A 15053-nucleotide genomic window follows, 5' to 3' on the forward strand; every position below is an offset into this window, starting at 1 on the left:
CGGGGCGGCGCACCTGGCGGCCGCCTGCTACTGGTTCTGCGGCGGGAGCGCGGCGACGAACGGGTGGTCACGCTCGATCAGGCCGAGCTTGGAAGCACCACCGGGCGACCCGAGGTCGTCGAAGAACTCGACGTTCGCCTTGTAGTAGTCCTTCCACTCCTCCGGGGTGTCGTCCTCGTAGAAGATCGCCTCGACCGGGCAGACCGGCTCGCAGGCTCCGCAGTCGACACACTCGTCCGGGTGGATGTACAAGGACCGCTGGCCCTCGTAGATGCAGTCGACGGGGCACTCTTCGATGCAGGCCTTGTCCTTGACGTCGACACAAGGCTGCGCGATGACGTAGGTCACGCTGTCGTTCCTCCTCGGTAGGGCGTTGGCTCTCGCGCGGGAGCGCGGCGTCGTCGATGCCCGCCCCTAGTATCTCCGTTCCGGGGCACGAACCGAACAGGAGGGGCGTACAGAGCTGTGGAATTCACCATCGGCGGACAGCTCACGGTCCGAATCACACCTGCTGACGTGGGCAAACGCGTATCAGTCCGGCGTATGTACGAGAGTGGATCACAAAAGGCGCTCTTCACCGACACGGTAGGCGTTCTCACATCGTGGGACGACGGTGTGCTCTCGATCACACCCAGGAACGGTGAGCCGGTCCGGATCGCCGAGGCGGATCTGGCGGCGGGCAAGGTGGTGCCCGCGGCCCCGGCACGGCGGCGGGGCCCGGCGGCCTCCTTCGAGGAGCTGACCGCGGCCGGTGCCCGCGCCTGGCAGCCGGTGGAGAGCGAGCCGTTGGGCGACTGGCGGCTGCGCTCCGCGCACGGCTTCACCCGACGGGCCAACTCCGTCCTGCCGCTCGGTGATCCCGGCCGCCCGCTCGACGAGGCCCTCGCCCACGTGCGCCAGTGGTACGGGCGCCGGGGACTGCCCCCGTACATGCAGGTCGCGACCGGCGCCGAGGGCACCCAGGAGGTGCTCGCCGCCGAGCTGACCGGGCGCGGCTGGCGCCGCGAGGTGACGGCGGAGGTGCGGGTGGCCGGGCTGGCCCCGGTCGGCGACCTGGACGCGGAGGTGTCCGCGGTACGGCTGGACCGGGAGCCGGACGGGAGCTGGCTCGCCCGCTACCAGCGCGCCTCCGCCCCGGGGCCGCACGTCCTCGCGGTGCTGCGCGGCGGGCCCTCGGTGTGGTTCGCCTCGGTGCCCGGCGACGAGGAGGGCGCGCCGCCCGCCGCGATCGGGCGGTGCGTGGTGGACGGGCGGTGGGCCGGTTTCATGGCCGTCGAGGTCGATCCGGCGCAGCGGCGCCGGGGGCTGGCCACCGCCGTGATGACCGCGCTCGCCCGCCGGGCCCTGGCGGAGGGCGCCTCGGTGGCGTGGCTCCAGGTGGAGCAGGACAACCCGGGGGCGCGGGCGCTGTACGACGGCATGGGCTTCGCGGTGCACCACCTCTACCACCACTTCCGGTCGGCGTGAGCGGGGCGGGCGGCTGCCATGTGTGCTGAGGCCGAGGGGCGGGAGGAGTGGTTCCGGCAGTTCGCCGAGGAGGCGCGGGCCGAGCGCCCGGACCTGGCGCTGCTCTGCCTGCTGCTGGGCGCGGTGGCCGATCCGGGGCTGGACGCGCACGGGATCGACGCGGCGCAGATCGAGCTGGACGAGCTGGCGGGGCGGCTGCCGTACGGGATCCGGGGCGGCCGGGCCTGGGCGTCGGCGCTGGCCGAGCTGCTCGGTGAGCGGTGCGGTTTCGCGGGGTCGTCGGCGGACTACCGGCGGCTGGAGTCGTCGTTGCTGCACACGGTGCTCCGCAGGCGTCGCGGGCTGCCGATCCTGCTGTCGGTGGTGTGGATCGAGGTCGCGCGGCGGGCGGGCGCCCCGGTGTACGGGGTGGCGCTGCCCGGCCATTTCGTCGTCGGCTTCGGCGATCCGGACGAGCGGGTGCTGGCCGATCCGTTCGACGGCGGACGGCCGATGACCGGCCAGGACGCGGAGCTGCTGGCGGCGGGGGCGACCGGCCGGCCGCTCGACGCCTCGGTGCTGGAGCCCGCGCGGACCCTGGACATCGTGGGGCGGATCCTGAACAACGTCCGCGTCTGGGCGGCGACCCGGCCGGAGCGTACGGACGTGGCGCTGTGGGCGGTGGACCTGTCTCTGCGGCTCCCCTCGCACCCGGCCCGGCTCCGCTACGAACGGGCCCAACTCCTCGTACAGAGCGGGCAGTTCTTGCGGGGTGCGGCGGAGATGGAGGAGTACGCGGACGTGGTCGACGGGGTCGAGCCCGTGGCGGCGGAGGCGATCCGTCACCGGGCCCGGGCGGCCCGGTCGCTGCTCAACTAGTTCCGGACCCCTGGTCGGCCCACCGGCGCAGCAGGCGTTCCCGTTCGGCGCTCCGGGGCGCCCCGCCCTCGGCGCGGCCCCACTCCGCCATGGCGGCCAGGGTCGTGGACATCGTCGCGGCGCCCTCGGTGAGCCGGGACAGGACGGCCCCGGAGAGGGCGGTCTCGGTCTCGGAGTAGCCGGCCGCGGCGGCGGCGTACGCGTGCAGCAGGCGCCCGGAGCCGCCCGACTCCACCCGCAGCGTCATCAGCGGCGGCGCCTCGCCCGACCGGAGCGGGCGCTCGGGCAGGACCAGGTTCAGCACCGTCTCCACGGCCACTCCCCCGACGATCCCGGCCTGCCGCAGCAGGGACTTCATGGGGACGTCGGCCACGGTCAGGGCCGTCACGTCCTCCCAGAGGAGAAGGCTGGACTGCCCCTCGCCGAGACCCAGCACGCCTTCGGGCGTCAGCCGCACCCCGGGGGCCGGGCCGGACGGCTTCGCGCCCAGGTAGACATCGCCCTCGGCTATCCAGAACAGGCCCACCATGGCCATCGGCCGCTCACTCCCCGTCGATCGGTCCGGGCCGCCCACCCGTGCGGCCCGGACCGATCCTAAGGGGTGTCCTGGCTGGTCAGCGCGGGTCCGCACCGGCGGCGACCCCGCGCGTGGTGCGCAGCAGGTACTCCTTGCGGTGGAGCGGATCGCGGTCGGTGCGCGGCCGGTCCGGGGGTGTGCCGACGACGGGCCGGTGGCGGGCGAAGCCGGATTCGAGCACCCCCTCGCCCCGGGTCAGGGACGGCAGCAGCTGCTGGAGCCCATGGACCCCGGCCGCCGGGATCTCCCCCTCCAGCACGCAGACGTCGCCGTGCGGGGCGGGTGTGCCCGGGACGGCCCGCAACCGGGCGAGTACCGGCAGCACCGGGCCGAGCAGCTCCGCGGGCAGCTCCAGCCGGAACCGGTGGATCGGCTCGTGGACGGTGGTGCCGGCCCGCCGCAAGGCTTCCATCAGCACTAGCGGGGTCAGATTGCGGAAGTCGCCCGCGGTACTCGACATGCTCTTGTCGAAGGTCGCGTGGGAATGGCTCTGGCGGGGCCAGTATCCCGAGTGTGTCAGGGTGACGACGCAGTCGGTGACCCGCCAGCCGTGGAGTCCCTGTTCCAGGGTCTCCCGCACGGTTTCCTCCACCGCCCTCATCAGGGACGAGGGCATCGATCCGAGTTCCACCTCCAGCCGGTAGGAATTGCCGCTCCCGGCCGGTGCGGGATCGACCCGCAGTCCCACGGTCGCCAGAAAGGGATTGTCGCCCTCGTCGATGATCTCGTGCGCCGCGCCGGTGCCGTTCGGCCGTTCCAGGCAAATGGTGGTGGTCTCGCGGAAGGTGACGCCGATTCCGAATTCGTCGGCCAGCGTCGCCTGGACCACCTCCTTCTGCACCTCGCCGTAGAGCGAGACGGACACCTCCCTGCGGACGTCGTCCTGCCGCAGGTCGATCAGCGGGTCCTGCTCGGCGAGCCGGGCGAGCGCGGCGTGCAGCTCACCCCGGCCCGCCGGGGGAACCGGGACGACGACGGACTCCAGCGTGGGCGGCGCGAACCAGCGGTCCGGAACCGACGCGTCCGGCAGGCCGACCGGATCGCCGATCCGGATGCCGTCGAGCCCCCGGAGCCTCGCGATCCGGCCCGCGCCGACCTCCGTGCCGCGTACGGCGGAGCCCTGGTCGAAGAGGTCGATCCCGGTCACCTTGGCCTCGGCGCGCCGGTCGTCCCGGCCGAAGGGCAGCCGGTCGCGGAGCCGGACGGTGCCGGAGAACATCCGTACGTAGGCCGTCCGCTCGCCGCCCGGTCCGCGCTCCACCTTGAAGACCGTGCCCGAGACCGGCCCTGCGGCGTCGCCCCGGCTCGCGGGGAGCAGCTCCCTGACCCCGTCGACCAGGGCGTCCACCCCGGCGCCGGTGATCGCGGAACCGAAGTACACCGGATGCACCAGGGCCCGCCCGGTCTGCGCGGCCAGCTCCTCGCGGAGCCGGTGGTACGGGAGCGGCCCGGTGTCCTCGACGTACGCGGCCAGCAGCGTGTAGTCGTGGTCGGCGAGCAGTTCGGCGAGCCGGTCCGTGTGGGCGGTGTCGGCGCCGGTGTACGGCACGCAGCGGGCGCCGGGGGTGCCGGGTTGCTCGACGCGGCCCATGGCGAGGACGGCCGGGGTGAGCTTTCCGGCGACGGCCCGCAGCACGGCCCCATCCCGCGCGCCGCCCCGGTCGACCTTGTTCACGAAGACGAGCGTCGGGATGCGCAGGCGCCGCAGCGTCCGCATGAGCACGCGGGTCTGCGCCTGTACGCCCTCCACGGCCGAAACGACCAGGACGGCGCCGTCGAGCACGTTCAGCACGCGCTCGACCTCGGCGATGAAATCGGGGTGCCCGGGGGTGTCGATCAGATTGACCGTGGTGTCCCCGACGGCGAACGAGACCACGGCGGATTTGATCGTGATGCCGCGCTGCCGTTCCAACGCCAGGGAATCGGTCCGGGTGCTGCCGTCGTCGACGCTGCCGATTTCGTCGATGACTCCGGCGGTATGGAGCAGTCGCTCCGTCAGGCTCGTCTTACCCGCGTCGACATGCGCCAGGATTCCGAGGTTCAGCGTGTGCACGAATCTCCATGTATTCGAAGTCGGTGATGATTCCCGCCTGAATGAACATGGGAGTTCCGCGCATGATCCGCTCCTTGGGTCGGTCGTTGCCGGCGACGAGTAGAGCAGGGCGCCGGATCGCCGCACAACCGGTTTTACCGGGCGCGGCTCCGGCCCCCGGTCGGCCCCGCCGTCGTCGCTCCGCACACCTGTGGGCGCCGGAAGCAAGGAAGCGGCGTTGCGGCGCGTCGGGCCCTCAGAGGCCGTCCGGGAGGCGGATCGGTGACGCTCCGGGGGCGGAGCGGGCGCGGGGCCCGGGTGCGGCGGGACGCGTCGTGGTCCGGGGGCGATCCACGGATCGCGCGTCAATTACCGCTGGGCAAACGCGTGTTGACGGCCGCCGGAGGGAGCGTACGGGGCGCGCGGGGCGTTTCGGGCGGCGAATCGGGCGCGGCAAACGAGTGGCGGCCCGCCGCCCAAACCTCCCGCACCGCCGCCGTGCAGTCCAACGGGTGATTATCGGCCCCACACCACCCGAAGAGCCCACGCGCCGGCTCCCTGGCGGCTCTCTCCGATGGCGCGCACCGGCATTCCGACTGACGGTGGATCACGTCGCCACTGCGCCACATTGAGTCGACAACCAGTCACTCTGCGCAGTTGCACGGAAGGAATGTGTTCAGATGCGCTCTGCCCGCACACTGTTCGCTTCGGCCGCTGTCACAGCGGTTCTCGCCATCACCGGCCCGGCCGCCTACGCCATGGCGACGTCCGGCGACTCGGGCCACGACAACGGCTACTCGTCCTCGCGGGGCGGCGACCACGGAGACCGCGGCGGTGACCACGGCGACCGCGGTGGCGACCGCGGTGGCGACCGCGGCGGCCGCGGCGGCGACCACGGGGACCGTGGTGGTCGTGGCGGTGACCACGGAGACCGTGGTGGCCGTGGCGAGCACGGCCGCCCGCACGGCGGCATGCACACCGGTGGCGGCTTCATGGCCCGCGTGATCACCGGAGAGAACGGCCCGGACGACGGCGGCGACCGCGGCGGCGACCGCGGTGGCTACGGCGGCGACCGCGGTGGAGACCGCGGTGGACGCGGCGGCGACCACGGACGCGGCGGCCACGACCGCGGCGGCCGTGGCGACCACGACCGTCCCCACGGCGGCATCCACACCGGCGGTGGCTTCATGGCCTCCGTCGTGGCCGGCGAGAACGGCCCGGACGACGGCGGCGACCGCGGCGGCGACCGCGGTGGCTACGGCGGCGACCGCGGTGGAGACCGCGGCGGACGCGGCGGCGACCACGGACGCGGCGGCCACGACCGCGGCGGCCGTGGCGACCACGACCGTCCCCACGGCGGCATCCACACCGGTGGCGGCTTCATGGCCGCTGCGGTCGCCGGTGAGAACGGCCCCGACGACGGTGGCGACCGCGGTGACCGCGGTGGCGACCGGGGCGGCTACGGCGGCGACCGTGGCGGCGACCACGGGCGTGGCGGCGACCGGGGTCACGGCGACCGTGGTGGCCGTGGCGAGCACGGCCGCCCGCACGGTGGCATCCACACCGGCGGTGGCGGCATGGCGATGACCGGTGGCGGCATGGCCGCCGGCTCGGCGCTCCTGCTCGGCGGTCTCGGCGTCGGCGCGTACAAGCTGCGCCGCCGCCAGTCCACGGGCGGTGCGATGGCCTGACCGGGCCACCTCTCCCGCCAGTCGTTTCGTTGTCGCGGCCGCCGCCCCTCGGGGTGGCGGTCGCGGCGGCTGCGTTTCCCCCGGGGGGCCGGTCCGCCGTCGCCTCCCCGTACCGCCGTACCGCCCGTACGACGCCGCCTCTCTTCCTCGCCGCACAATCGAAAGGCACGTTCACATGGCCGCCCCGAAGTCGACCGACTCCACCCCCGCCCGGCCCTCGCCCCGTTCGTCACTGGTCCGGGCCCTGATGTGGCCCGCCCTGGCGGCCGGGCTCGGCATGGTCCTGATCTACAACTCCTTCGGCACCCCGGTGAGCAGCAGCCGGACGGCCCCGCCGGTGGCCATCTCGTCCCCCTCCCCCGAGATCCTCGGCCACCACGCCGCCCCCGCCCCCGCGATGACGCCGAAGGCCCCCGTCGGCCCGTCGATGTCCCGTTCCGAGCCGACCCGGCTGGAGATCGACTCTCTCGGCATCGACGCGCCGTTCACCGGCCTCGCGCTCGGCGCCAACGGCCAGCTGGACGCGCCGCCGCCGGACGACAAGAACCTCGTCGGCTGGTACAAGGACGGCATCAGTCCGGGTGAGCGCGGCACGTCCATCGTGGCGGGACACGTCGACACGAAGACCGGCCCGGCCGTGTTCCTCCCGCTCCAGACCATCCAGCCCGGGGCCGAGGTCGACATCACCCGCGCCGACGGCTCGGTGGCGGTCTTCAAGGTCGACGGCGTACGGCAGTACAGCAAGGCGGACTTCCCGAACGACCTGGTCTACTCCGACAGCGACTTCGCCGACCTGCGCCTGATCACCTGCGGCGGCAACTACAACAAGACCGTCAAGGACTACGAGGACAACGTGGTCGTCTTCGCCCACCTCGACAGCTACACGAAGGGCTGACCCGGCGGCCGTCCGGGACGGCGGCCCGCACAACCATCCACCGAGCCGCGAGGTCGAACGGGGCAGTACGGAACCCGCTTCCGTACTGCCCCGACCCACGTACCGAGCACCGGAGTTGATCGACGTGCCCGCTCTTTCCCCCCACCGCAGGCTGGTGCTGGCGACCGGAATCGCCCTGCTCGCCGGAGCCCTGGCCGCCCCGGCCGGCCACGCCGCCACCGCGAAGGCGCCGGACACGAAGGCGCCGAGCGCCGAGCGGCTGCACGACGACTTCAACGGCGACGGCTACCCGGACGTGGCCGTGGGCGCCCCCATGGCCAGCGTCGGCGGCTTTGAGGGCGCGGGCGCGGTGAGCGTCCTGTACGGCGGGCCCGGCGGCCTCACCCCCACCCGCAAGCAGGTGCTGACCTGGCCGAACCGCCCCGGCATCAAGCAGCCCGGCGACGCCCGCTACGGCACCGGCCTGCGCGCCGCCGACCTGGACGGCGACGGATACGCGGATCTCGTCGGCCGCCTCTGGGCGACCACCACCGACGGCGACCAGGGCACCGTGCTGGCCGTCAACTGGGGCGGTCCCTCCGGGCTTTCCGCGAGTGCCACCCTGCTGAAGCCGGTCCCCGGCGACCAGGTGGACGGCACCGGTGACCTGGCCGTCGGTGATGTGGACGGCGACGGCCGCCCCGACATCGCGGTGGGCGACATGCGGCGCGGCGGCCATGTGCTGCACGGGCCGTTCACCCGTACCGGGGCGTGGAGCCGGGCCGACGCGTTCTCGGTCGACGGCACGGCCGTGCTCGACACCTCCACGATCGCGCTCGGCGACCTGACCGGAGACGGCGCGGACGATCTGGTGATCCTCGGCTTCGGCCCGGACGACCCGTGGCAGCAGCACACGTACCTGCTGCGCAGCGGCACCGGCGGATTCGCCGCCCCGGTCGAGATCCTGGACGCCGACGGGGCCCCGGTCGGCGGCGACTCGGCGGGCATCGCCGATCTGGACCAGGACGGCCACGGGGACCTCGTGATCGGGCGGGCCGACGAGTGGGCGCAGGTGGACCCCCCGGCGAAGAAGGGCGGTGCGCTCTTCATCGCGTACGGCGGACCGGGCGGGGTCGGCACGGGCCGCGCGCCCGTCTGGATCAACCAGGACACCGAGGGCGTTTCCGGGACCGCCGAGTACCACGACCGGATGGGCTACAGCCTGGCGCTGGGCGACACGGACGGCGACGGCTACCCGGACATCGCCACCGGTCTGCCCGGTGAGCGGATCAACGGGATCGGCGAGGCCGGCCGGGTCCTGGTCCTCAAGGGCGGGCCGCAGGGCGTGAGCGGCGCGGGCTCCAAGGAGTTCGGCCAGTACACGGCCGGGGTGCCGGGGGTCGCCGAGGCGGGCGACCAGTTCGGCGAGGCGCTGGCGCTGGGCGACCACGACGGCGCGGGCCGCACGGAGATGGTGGTCGGCGACCCGTCGGAGAACTCGGCGCACGGCGCCCTGTGGACCTTCCGTACGGACGCCACCGGGATCGTCGCCCAGGGCTCCGCCTCGTTCGGTGCGGCCACCCTCGGCGCCCCGACCGGGCCGTCCATGTTCAGCCAGTACCTGACGCACTGACGCCTGCGCCCGCGAGCGGGACCGGGGCCCTACAGCCAGCCCTTCTCGCGGGCGATGCGGACCGCCTCCGCGCGGTTGCGGGCGGCCAGCTTCTGGATGGCCGTGGAGAGGTAGTTGCGGACCGTGCCCTGCGAGAGGTGGAGGGCGGCGGCGATCTCCGCGTTGGTGGAGCCGTCCGCCGCCGTGCGCAGGACGTCCCGCTCGCGTTCGGTGAGCGGGCTCGCCCCGTCGGCGAGGGCGGCGGCCGCGAGCGTGGGATCGATGACCCGCTCCCCCGCCAGCACCTTCCGTACCGCCTCGGCCAGTTGGGCGGCCGGGGCGTCCTTCACCAGGAAGGCGTCGGCGCCCGACTCCATGGCCCGGCGCAGATAGCCGGGGCGGCCGAAGGTGGTGACGACGACGAGCTTCACGGCCGGGAGTTCGCGCCGCAGCAGCGCCGCCGCGTCGATCCCCGTCATGCCCGGCATCTCGATGTCCAGGAGCGCCACGTCGATGTCGTGCGCCCTGGCCGCCTCCAGCACCTCGTCGCCCCGCGCGACCTGGGCGACCACCTCGATGTCCGGCTCCAGGCCGAGCAGCGCCGCGAGGGCCTCGCGCACCATGGACTGGTCCTCGGCCAGAAGAAGTCTGATCATGCTCATTCCGTGGATCCTAGGACCTGAGGGCGGGGCCGGCGGATCACGGCCGGACTCGTACTAGGCGGAAGCGAGCGGGACGCTCAGGGTCAGGGTGAAGCCCTTGCCCCGGCCGGGCCCCTGCCCCGGGCCGGACGCCGAGGTGGTGAGCGTGCCGTCGACCGCCGCGAGGCGTTCGCCGATGCCGGTGAGGCCGTTGCCCGGCTTGCTGCCCGAGGGGCCCACCCCGTCGTCCGCGACGGTGAGTTCGAGGACCGGGCCGTCCAGGGTCTGGCGCGGGGTGAGGGCGACGGCGCACCGCTTGGCCCTGCTGTGGCGTACGACGTTGGTGACGGCCTCGCGCAGCGCCCAGGCGAGCACCTCCTCCGCCTTCTCCGGCAGGTCGCCGGGCACCTCGGCCGGGACGTCGGCGGTGACACCGGCGGCGGCCAACGCCGTGCGCGCGCCGGCCAGTTCGCCGGGGAGGGTGGGGCGGCGGTAGCCGGTGACCGCGCTCCGTACGTCGATCAGGGCCTGGCGGCTCACCTTCTCGATGTCCGCCACCTGGGCGGCCGCCTGCTCCGGGTGGGCGGGCAGCATCCGGCCCGCCAGCTCGCTCTTGAGGGTGATCAGGGAGAGCGAGTGGCCGAGCAGGTCGTGCAGGTCGCGGGCGAGCCTGAGCCGCTCCTCGTTGGCGGCGAGCTGGGCGACGGTGGCGCGGGCCTCGCGCAGCTCGATCGTCGTACGGATCAGCTGCCGTACACCCGTCATGGAGAAGCCGCCCAGCAGTGCCGGGAAGACCAGCGCGGTGATGATCTCGCGCGGGTGGTCGGCGGTCAGGCCCAGGCCGACCAGGACCGCCGTGACGGCGGGGATCAGCCACGCGGCCGTCCGCAGCGGGAGGGTGGCGCCGGCCGAAACCGCCACGTAGACGAAGAGGACCAGCCAGGAGGGGCCGAGCGTCAGGGTCAGCAGGGCGGCGAGTCCGCCGAGGAAGGCGATGGCGGCGTGGGCGCCGCGGTCGTTGCCGTCCCGGGGGGTGCGGCGCAGGACCAGGAGCAGGTAGGCGCCGACGAAGGCGAGCAGACCGAGGGCGCCGAGCGCCGTCGCCCACGGGGTGTGGCCGCCGTCGGTCAGGTCCCTGACGGGCGCGCTCATGAACGCGAGCCAGATGCCGACCCAGAGCAGCTTGATCCATCGCTGTCCGCGGTTGGTGGGCGGGCGTCCGATCCCCACGGACGTCTCGTCGTCGTTCACGCCTTCAGGGTGTCCTTCCGGTAGAGCCAGGCCGCACCGCCCGCGAAGACCACGAAGTAGGCGCAGAGGATCGCGACGTCCTTGCCGTGCGGCGAACCGCCCATCTCGATCGCCTGTCCGAGAGAAGCGTACGCGTGCGTGGGCAGCCACTCGGCGATGTTCTGGAGCCACTGCGGGAAGGTGGCGCTGGGCATCCAGAGGCCGCCGAGGATGGAGAGCCCGAAGTAGATGATCATCGTGACCGGGCGGACCGCGTCCCCGCTGGCCAGGTAGCCGATGGCCACCCCGAGCGCGGCGAAGACCAGCGAACCGGCCCAGATGACGCCGCCCAGCGCGAACCACTGCCAGGTCTCCACCCGTACGTGCTTGACGGCGGCGGCCACCAGGAAGACCACCACGATGCAGGGCAGGGTGACGATCGCGGCGCCGGCGATCTTCGCGAGGACGTAGCCCCGGCCGGGCAGCGCGGTGAGCCGCAGTTGGCGGACCCAGCCCTTCTCCCGCTCCTTGGCGATGCGCTCGCTGTTGCCCATCAGGACGGCGGTCAGCGCGCCGAAGGAGGCCATCGAGACCATGAAGAAGGCCTGGAAGGTGAGGTCGGTGTGCGGAACGCGGTCGGTGGTGTTCCGGGTGCCGGAGATCAGCAGGTAGATCACCGAGGGGTAGATGACCGAGAAGAACATGAACTTCTTGTTCCGCAGGGTGCGGGTCACTTCGAGCCTGATCAGGGCCCCGGAGAAGAGCTTCGTCATGCGGTCCTGGCCTCCTCGGCCTCGGTGATGGCGACGAAGGCCTGCTCCAGGCCCAGTCCGGCGACTTCGAGCGCGCGCGGGTAGAGGCCGAGCCGGTAGACGGCTTGGACCGTGGCGTCGGCGTCGTGCGACTGGATGCGGACCCGGTTGCCGGTGACGTCGAGCGTGGAGAGGTGCGGCAGGCCGCGCAGGGCGGCCTCGTCGACCGGACCCTCCAGCTCGAAGGAGATCCGGCGGGCCCCGGCCCGCGCCTTGATCTCGGCGGCGGTGCCGTCGGCGAGCAGGCGCCCCTTGTGCAGGACGAGCACCCGGTCGGCGATCGCGTCGGCCTCTTCGAGGTAGTGGGTGGCGAACAGGACGGTACGGCCCTGCTCGGCCTGCTCGCGCATGGTGGCCCAGAAGGCCTGGCGGGCCGTGACGTCCATGCCGGTGGTCGGCTCGTCGAGGACGATCAGGTCGTTGGCGCCGGCCGTGGCGAGGGCGAAGCGGACCCGCTGTTCCTGGCCGCCGGAGAGCTTGTTGACCATCCGTCCGGCGATCTGGGCGAGCCCCGCCCGGGAAAGCACCTCCGCCACCGGGAGGGGGCGGGGGTGCAGGGCGCAGGCGAGGCCGACCAGTTCCCCGACCGTCACGTCCTCCATCAGCCCGCCGCTCTGGAGCATCGCCCCGACCCGGCCCGCCGCGATGGCGTCCTGCGGGGTCGTGCCGAAGACCTCGACGCTGCCGGAGTCGGCGGTGCGCAGGCCGAGCAGCAGGTCGAGGGTGGAGGACTTGCCCGCGCCGTTGGGGCCGAGGAGCGCCACGGTCTCGCCGGGGTGCAGTTCGAGGGTGAGCCCGTCGACGGCGCGCACCTCTCCGTACGTCTTGCTGACCTGCATGAAGCGGACCGCGGCGGTCCTCGCTCCGGTGGCCTCGTCGGCTGTCGTCGTCATGGATCCAGCGTCGCGGAGCACGGGTGCCCGCGGCAGAGCCGTTCCTCGTGGATTCGGCATGACAGATGTCATGCCCGGCACGCGCGTCGGCCGGACCTGTGCCGCCGCCCCGGCCGGAGGGTCCGGCCGGGGCGGCGGTGGGTACGTGCCAGGGGTGCGGGCTCCGGTCAGCCGGTGGCGCCCGTGCCGCCCGTCCCGTCGAGGGCGATGACGGCGGTGCGCTCGGCGGGGGTCTTGCCGAGCAGCGCCTTCTGCATCGCGTTGGCCACGTCGCCCGCGTCGAGCTGACGCTTCTTGCCGTCGTCGCCGGTGACCATGATGCCGTCGAAGACGCCGTCGCAGAGGGTGTCGATGGCCTTCGAGTCGTACCGGGGTACCAGCTTGCCCTTGACCGGGACCATGGAGAGGATCTGCGGCAGCGACCGGGCCGGGCCGAACTGGATCTGCTTGGCCCCCGCCTTGATGGTGACCAGGCCCGACATCGCCGGCTGTGCGAACTCCTTCATCGCCCGGTCCAGCTCGGCCTGGTCGATGGTGGGTTCGTGGGTGCCGACGGGGAGTTCGACCACCTTGGAGCGGCCGGTCTGCACCTGGGCCCGGTAGGCGTCGCGCACCGAGTTCATCGACCGGGCGACGTCCAGCGACTTGCCGGACTTCCCGGGGACGGCGACGGCCTTGTCGGGCTCGAACTTGATCGTGCCGTCGTTGGCGGAGCCGGAGACGCCCGCCAGGTCCGTCAGCGCGACGCCGAGCTTCTCCTCGTCGACCGGGATCACCGGGTCGACGGCGCGCTTGGTGCCGAAGAGGGAGCCGATGACGGAGACCGGGTTGTAGTCGCTGCCCGCGGCGGCGCGCACGGTCTCCTGGCTGTCCAGGGCGAGCCCGGCCTTGTCGGGCGCGAGCTCGGTCTTGCGACCGTCCACGGAGAGCTGGAGCGGGGCCACGGCGCGCTTGCCGAGGGCGGCGTCCAGCTTGGTGGCGGCCTCCTCCTTCGTGCCGCCGCCGATGTCGACGCCGAGGACCGTGGTGCCCTTGGGCACGTCGGAGTGGTTCATCAGCAGCCCGGCGCCGTACGCGACTCCGAGCAGGCCGACCACGGCCGCGCCGAGGAGGACCAGCTTGGAGCGGCCCTTCTTCTTCGCGGGCGCGGAGGCCGGTTCGGGCCGGGGGGCGGGCGCCGGTACGGCCGGGCCGCCGGGCCCCGCCGGGCCGGTGCCCATCGGGTCGCCGAGGCCGCCCGGGGACGGCTCGCCACGGACCCCGTCGGGGCCGCCCGGGAACGGGGACGCCGTCCGGCGCTCCGGCGGCACGGCGGGGATGCCGCTGTTGAGCGTGTCACCGGACACGTTGCCGCCCGGCACGTTGCCACCGGGTCCGGCGGGCGCCGGACCCGCGAACTGCGGGGTCAGCACGGCGGTGTCGTCCGACAGCCGGGGCACCGGACCGCCCGGGACGCCGAGGGGGCGGGGGCCCTTCGGGCCGTCGAGGTCCGGGGTGAGCGCGGAGGTGCCGGTGGCCGGTCCCGTGGTGGGCCCGGCGGGGCCGGGCGTGCGCACCCCGAGGTCGGGGGTGGGGCGCTGACCGCCGAAGTCGTCGGGCCGGGGCGCGCCCTGACCGTCCGTGCGCTGCGGGCCGTCCGAGAAGTACGGCAGGTCGGGGCGGGCCGGGGCGGACGCACTCGTGGCGCCCTCGCCCCCGCCCACGACGGGCGTACCGGCCGCCGGGGTACCGCCGACGACGGGGGTGCCGGCCGCCGGGGTGTTCGCGAGGGGCTTGCGCGGGGCGAACCAGTCGCTGCCGCTCTTCTCCCGGGCCGGCTTCTCGGCGGGCTCCGCCGCCGGGGCGGCCGTCCGGGCCTCGGCGGCCGGGGCGGCGCCGGAGGCGTCCGGCGCGTCCGCGGGGCGCGGAACGCTGCCCGTGCGCTCGGCGTCGGTACCGTCGGCCTCCCCCACGGGCGTACGCATGACGACGGGCGGGATCGGGCGCGAGCCGGGGATGTTGATCCGGATCCGCGTCGTCAGCGTCGTCTCGGTCCTGGGCTCGTCGGCCCGGGACGCGTCGGTGGCCTCCGGGCCCCCCTCCGGGGCGTCCTGCGAAGGGTTCGACGACGGATACTGGCGTGATCCGTACGGCGGCGTCCCCGAAGGGTACGCGGCGCCCCCGCGCCCCTGGGGCCCGGAGGACGTACTGTCAGTTTCACGACTCAAAGCAGGTTCTCCCGATTGGCTCCGCCGCCCGTACTTCCCCCATGCCGTGGGCCTGGGGACGGCTCGGCGCGCGCACCACCATACTGGCCGCAGCCGACGGCCACCCCGCGACCGGGGGAAACGGCTGCCCGTCCCCCGCTCGGCCGGATACGGCCCAAG

14 protein-coding genes are annotated in these 15053 nt (G+C 73.8%); 5 read left to right on the forward strand and 9 right to left on the reverse strand.

The features are described from left to right. Positions 1-27: 27 nt before the first annotated feature. Complete coding sequence (gene fdxA / locus ACWC97_RS06490; RefSeq protein WP_014048159.1) at positions 28-348, reverse strand: ferredoxin; 321 nt, start codon at positions 346-348, stop codon at positions 28-30. 117 nt (positions 349-465) lie between these two features. Here fdxA and ACWC97_RS06495 point away from each other — a divergent pair, with 117 nt between their 5' ends. Both ACWC97_RS06495 and ACWC97_RS06500 read left to right on the forward strand, forming a co-directional pair. Next, complete coding sequence (locus ACWC97_RS06495; RefSeq protein ID WP_450647778.1) at positions 466-1467, forward strand: GNAT family N-acetyltransferase; 1002 nt, start codon at positions 466-468, stop codon at positions 1465-1467. Positions 1468-1485: 18 nt separating this feature from the next. Next, positions 1486-2325 (forward strand): transglutaminase-like domain-containing protein, encoded by an 840-nt coding sequence (locus tag ACWC97_RS06500; protein WP_450647780.1) that lies wholly within the window; start codon positions 1486-1488, stop codon positions 2323-2325. Here ACWC97_RS06500 and ACWC97_RS06505 read toward each other — a convergent pair. The 3 genes from ACWC97_RS06505 to ACWC97_RS06515 all read right to left on the reverse strand — a co-directional run bounded on the left by ACWC97_RS06505 (position 2318) and on the right by ACWC97_RS06515 (position 6484). Then, a complete protein-coding gene (locus ACWC97_RS06505; RefSeq protein ID WP_450647782.1) occupies positions 2318-2860 on the reverse strand; it encodes a hypothetical protein in 543 nt (180 codons plus the stop codon). The two genes, ACWC97_RS06500 and ACWC97_RS06505, sit on opposite strands and share 8 nt — an antisense overlap. Before the next feature lie 79 nt (positions 2861-2939). Then, positions 2940-4955, reverse strand: coding sequence for a translation factor GTPase family protein (locus ACWC97_RS06510; protein ID WP_352273282.1), 2016 nt, complete (start codon positions 4953-4955; stop codon positions 2940-2942). Positions 4956-5578: 623 nt separating this feature from the next. Beyond that, positions 5579-6484, reverse strand: a complete 906-nt coding sequence (locus ACWC97_RS06515) for a hypothetical protein (protein ID WP_450647784.1) — start codon at positions 6482-6484, stop codon at positions 5579-5581. 27 nt (positions 6485-6511) lie between these two features. Here ACWC97_RS06515 and ACWC97_RS06520 point away from each other — a divergent pair, with 27 nt between their 5' ends. The 3 genes from ACWC97_RS06520 to ACWC97_RS06530 all read left to right on the forward strand — a co-directional run bounded on the left by ACWC97_RS06520 (position 6512) and on the right by ACWC97_RS06530 (position 9132). Further along, complete coding sequence (locus tag ACWC97_RS06520) at positions 6512-6625, forward strand: MYXO-CTERM sorting domain-containing protein (protein WP_352273284.1); 114 nt, start codon at positions 6512-6514, stop codon at positions 6623-6625. A gap of 175 nt (positions 6626-6800) precedes the next feature. Further along, complete coding sequence (locus ACWC97_RS06525; RefSeq protein WP_352273285.1) at positions 6801-7520, forward strand: class F sortase; 720 nt, start codon at positions 6801-6803, stop codon at positions 7518-7520. A 124-nt stretch (positions 7521-7644) separates the two neighbouring features. Then, positions 7645-9132 carry an FG-GAP-like repeat-containing protein gene (locus ACWC97_RS06530; protein WP_352273286.1) on the forward strand — a complete coding sequence of 496 codons (1488 nt, stop codon included), beginning with the start codon at positions 7645-7647 and terminating at the stop codon, positions 9130-9132. Between the two features lie 29 nt (positions 9133-9161). On the opposite strand, the gene ACWC97_RS06535 is transcribed toward ACWC97_RS06530, so the two are convergent. The 5 genes from ACWC97_RS06535 to ACWC97_RS06555 form a co-directional block, all read right to left on the reverse strand. Further along, positions 9162-9773, reverse strand: coding sequence for a response regulator transcription factor (locus ACWC97_RS06535; RefSeq protein ID WP_352273287.1), 612 nt, complete (start codon positions 9771-9773; stop codon positions 9162-9164). Between the two features lie 54 nt (positions 9774-9827). Then, positions 9828-11003: a sensor histidine kinase gene (locus ACWC97_RS06540; protein ID WP_352273288.1), complete on the reverse strand. Its 1176-nt coding sequence runs from the start codon at positions 11001-11003 to the stop codon at positions 9828-9830. Continuing rightward, positions 11000-11755, reverse strand: a complete 756-nt coding sequence (locus ACWC97_RS06545) for an ABC transporter permease (RefSeq protein ID WP_352273289.1) — start codon at positions 11753-11755, stop codon at positions 11000-11002. The genes ACWC97_RS06540 and ACWC97_RS06545 overlap by 4 nt, the downstream gene beginning before the upstream one ends. Next, positions 11752-12687 carry an ABC transporter ATP-binding protein gene (locus ACWC97_RS06550; protein ID WP_352273290.1) on the reverse strand — a complete coding sequence of 312 codons (936 nt, stop codon included), beginning with the start codon at positions 12685-12687 and terminating at the stop codon, positions 11752-11754. Before ACWC97_RS06550 ends, ACWC97_RS06545 begins: the two co-directional genes overlap by 4 nt. Positions 12688-12854: 167 nt before the next feature. Continuing rightward, positions 12855-14894, reverse strand: coding sequence for a peptidoglycan binding domain-containing protein (locus tag ACWC97_RS06555; protein ID WP_450647788.1), 2040 nt, complete (start codon positions 14892-14894; stop codon positions 12855-12857). Between the last annotated feature and the right edge of the window lie 159 nt (positions 14895-15053).

Source organism: Streptomyces sp. NPDC001108, from assembly GCF_053598535.1.

Bases quoted from the DNA above. Each gene is read 5' to 3' on its own strand.
- ACWC97_RS06545 (WP_352273289.1), bottom strand. From the start codon at position 11,755: ATGACGAAGCTCTTCTCCGGGGCCCTGATCAGGCTCGAAGTGACCCGC.
- ACWC97_RS06550 (WP_352273290.1), bottom strand. From the start codon at position 12,687: ATGACGACGACAGCCGACGAGGCCACCGGAGCGAGGACCGCCGCGGTC.
- ACWC97_RS06500 (WP_450647780.1), top strand. From the start codon at position 1,486: ATGTGTGCTGAGGCCGAGGGGCGGGAGGAGTGGTTCCGGCAGTTCGCC.
- ACWC97_RS06505 (WP_450647782.1), bottom strand. From the start codon at position 2,860: ATGGCCATGGTGGGCCTGTTCTGGATAGCCGAGGGCGATGTCTACCTG.
- ACWC97_RS06525 (WP_352273285.1), top strand. From the start codon at position 6,801: ATGGCCGCCCCGAAGTCGACCGACTCCACCCCCGCCCGGCCCTCGCCC.
- ACWC97_RS06520 (WP_352273284.1), top strand. From the start codon at position 6,512: ATGGCGATGACCGGTGGCGGCATGGCCGCCGGCTCGGCGCTCCTGCTC.
- ACWC97_RS06535 (WP_352273287.1), bottom strand. From the start codon at position 9,773: ATGAGCATGATCAGACTTCTTCTGGCCGAGGACCAGTCCATGGTGCGC.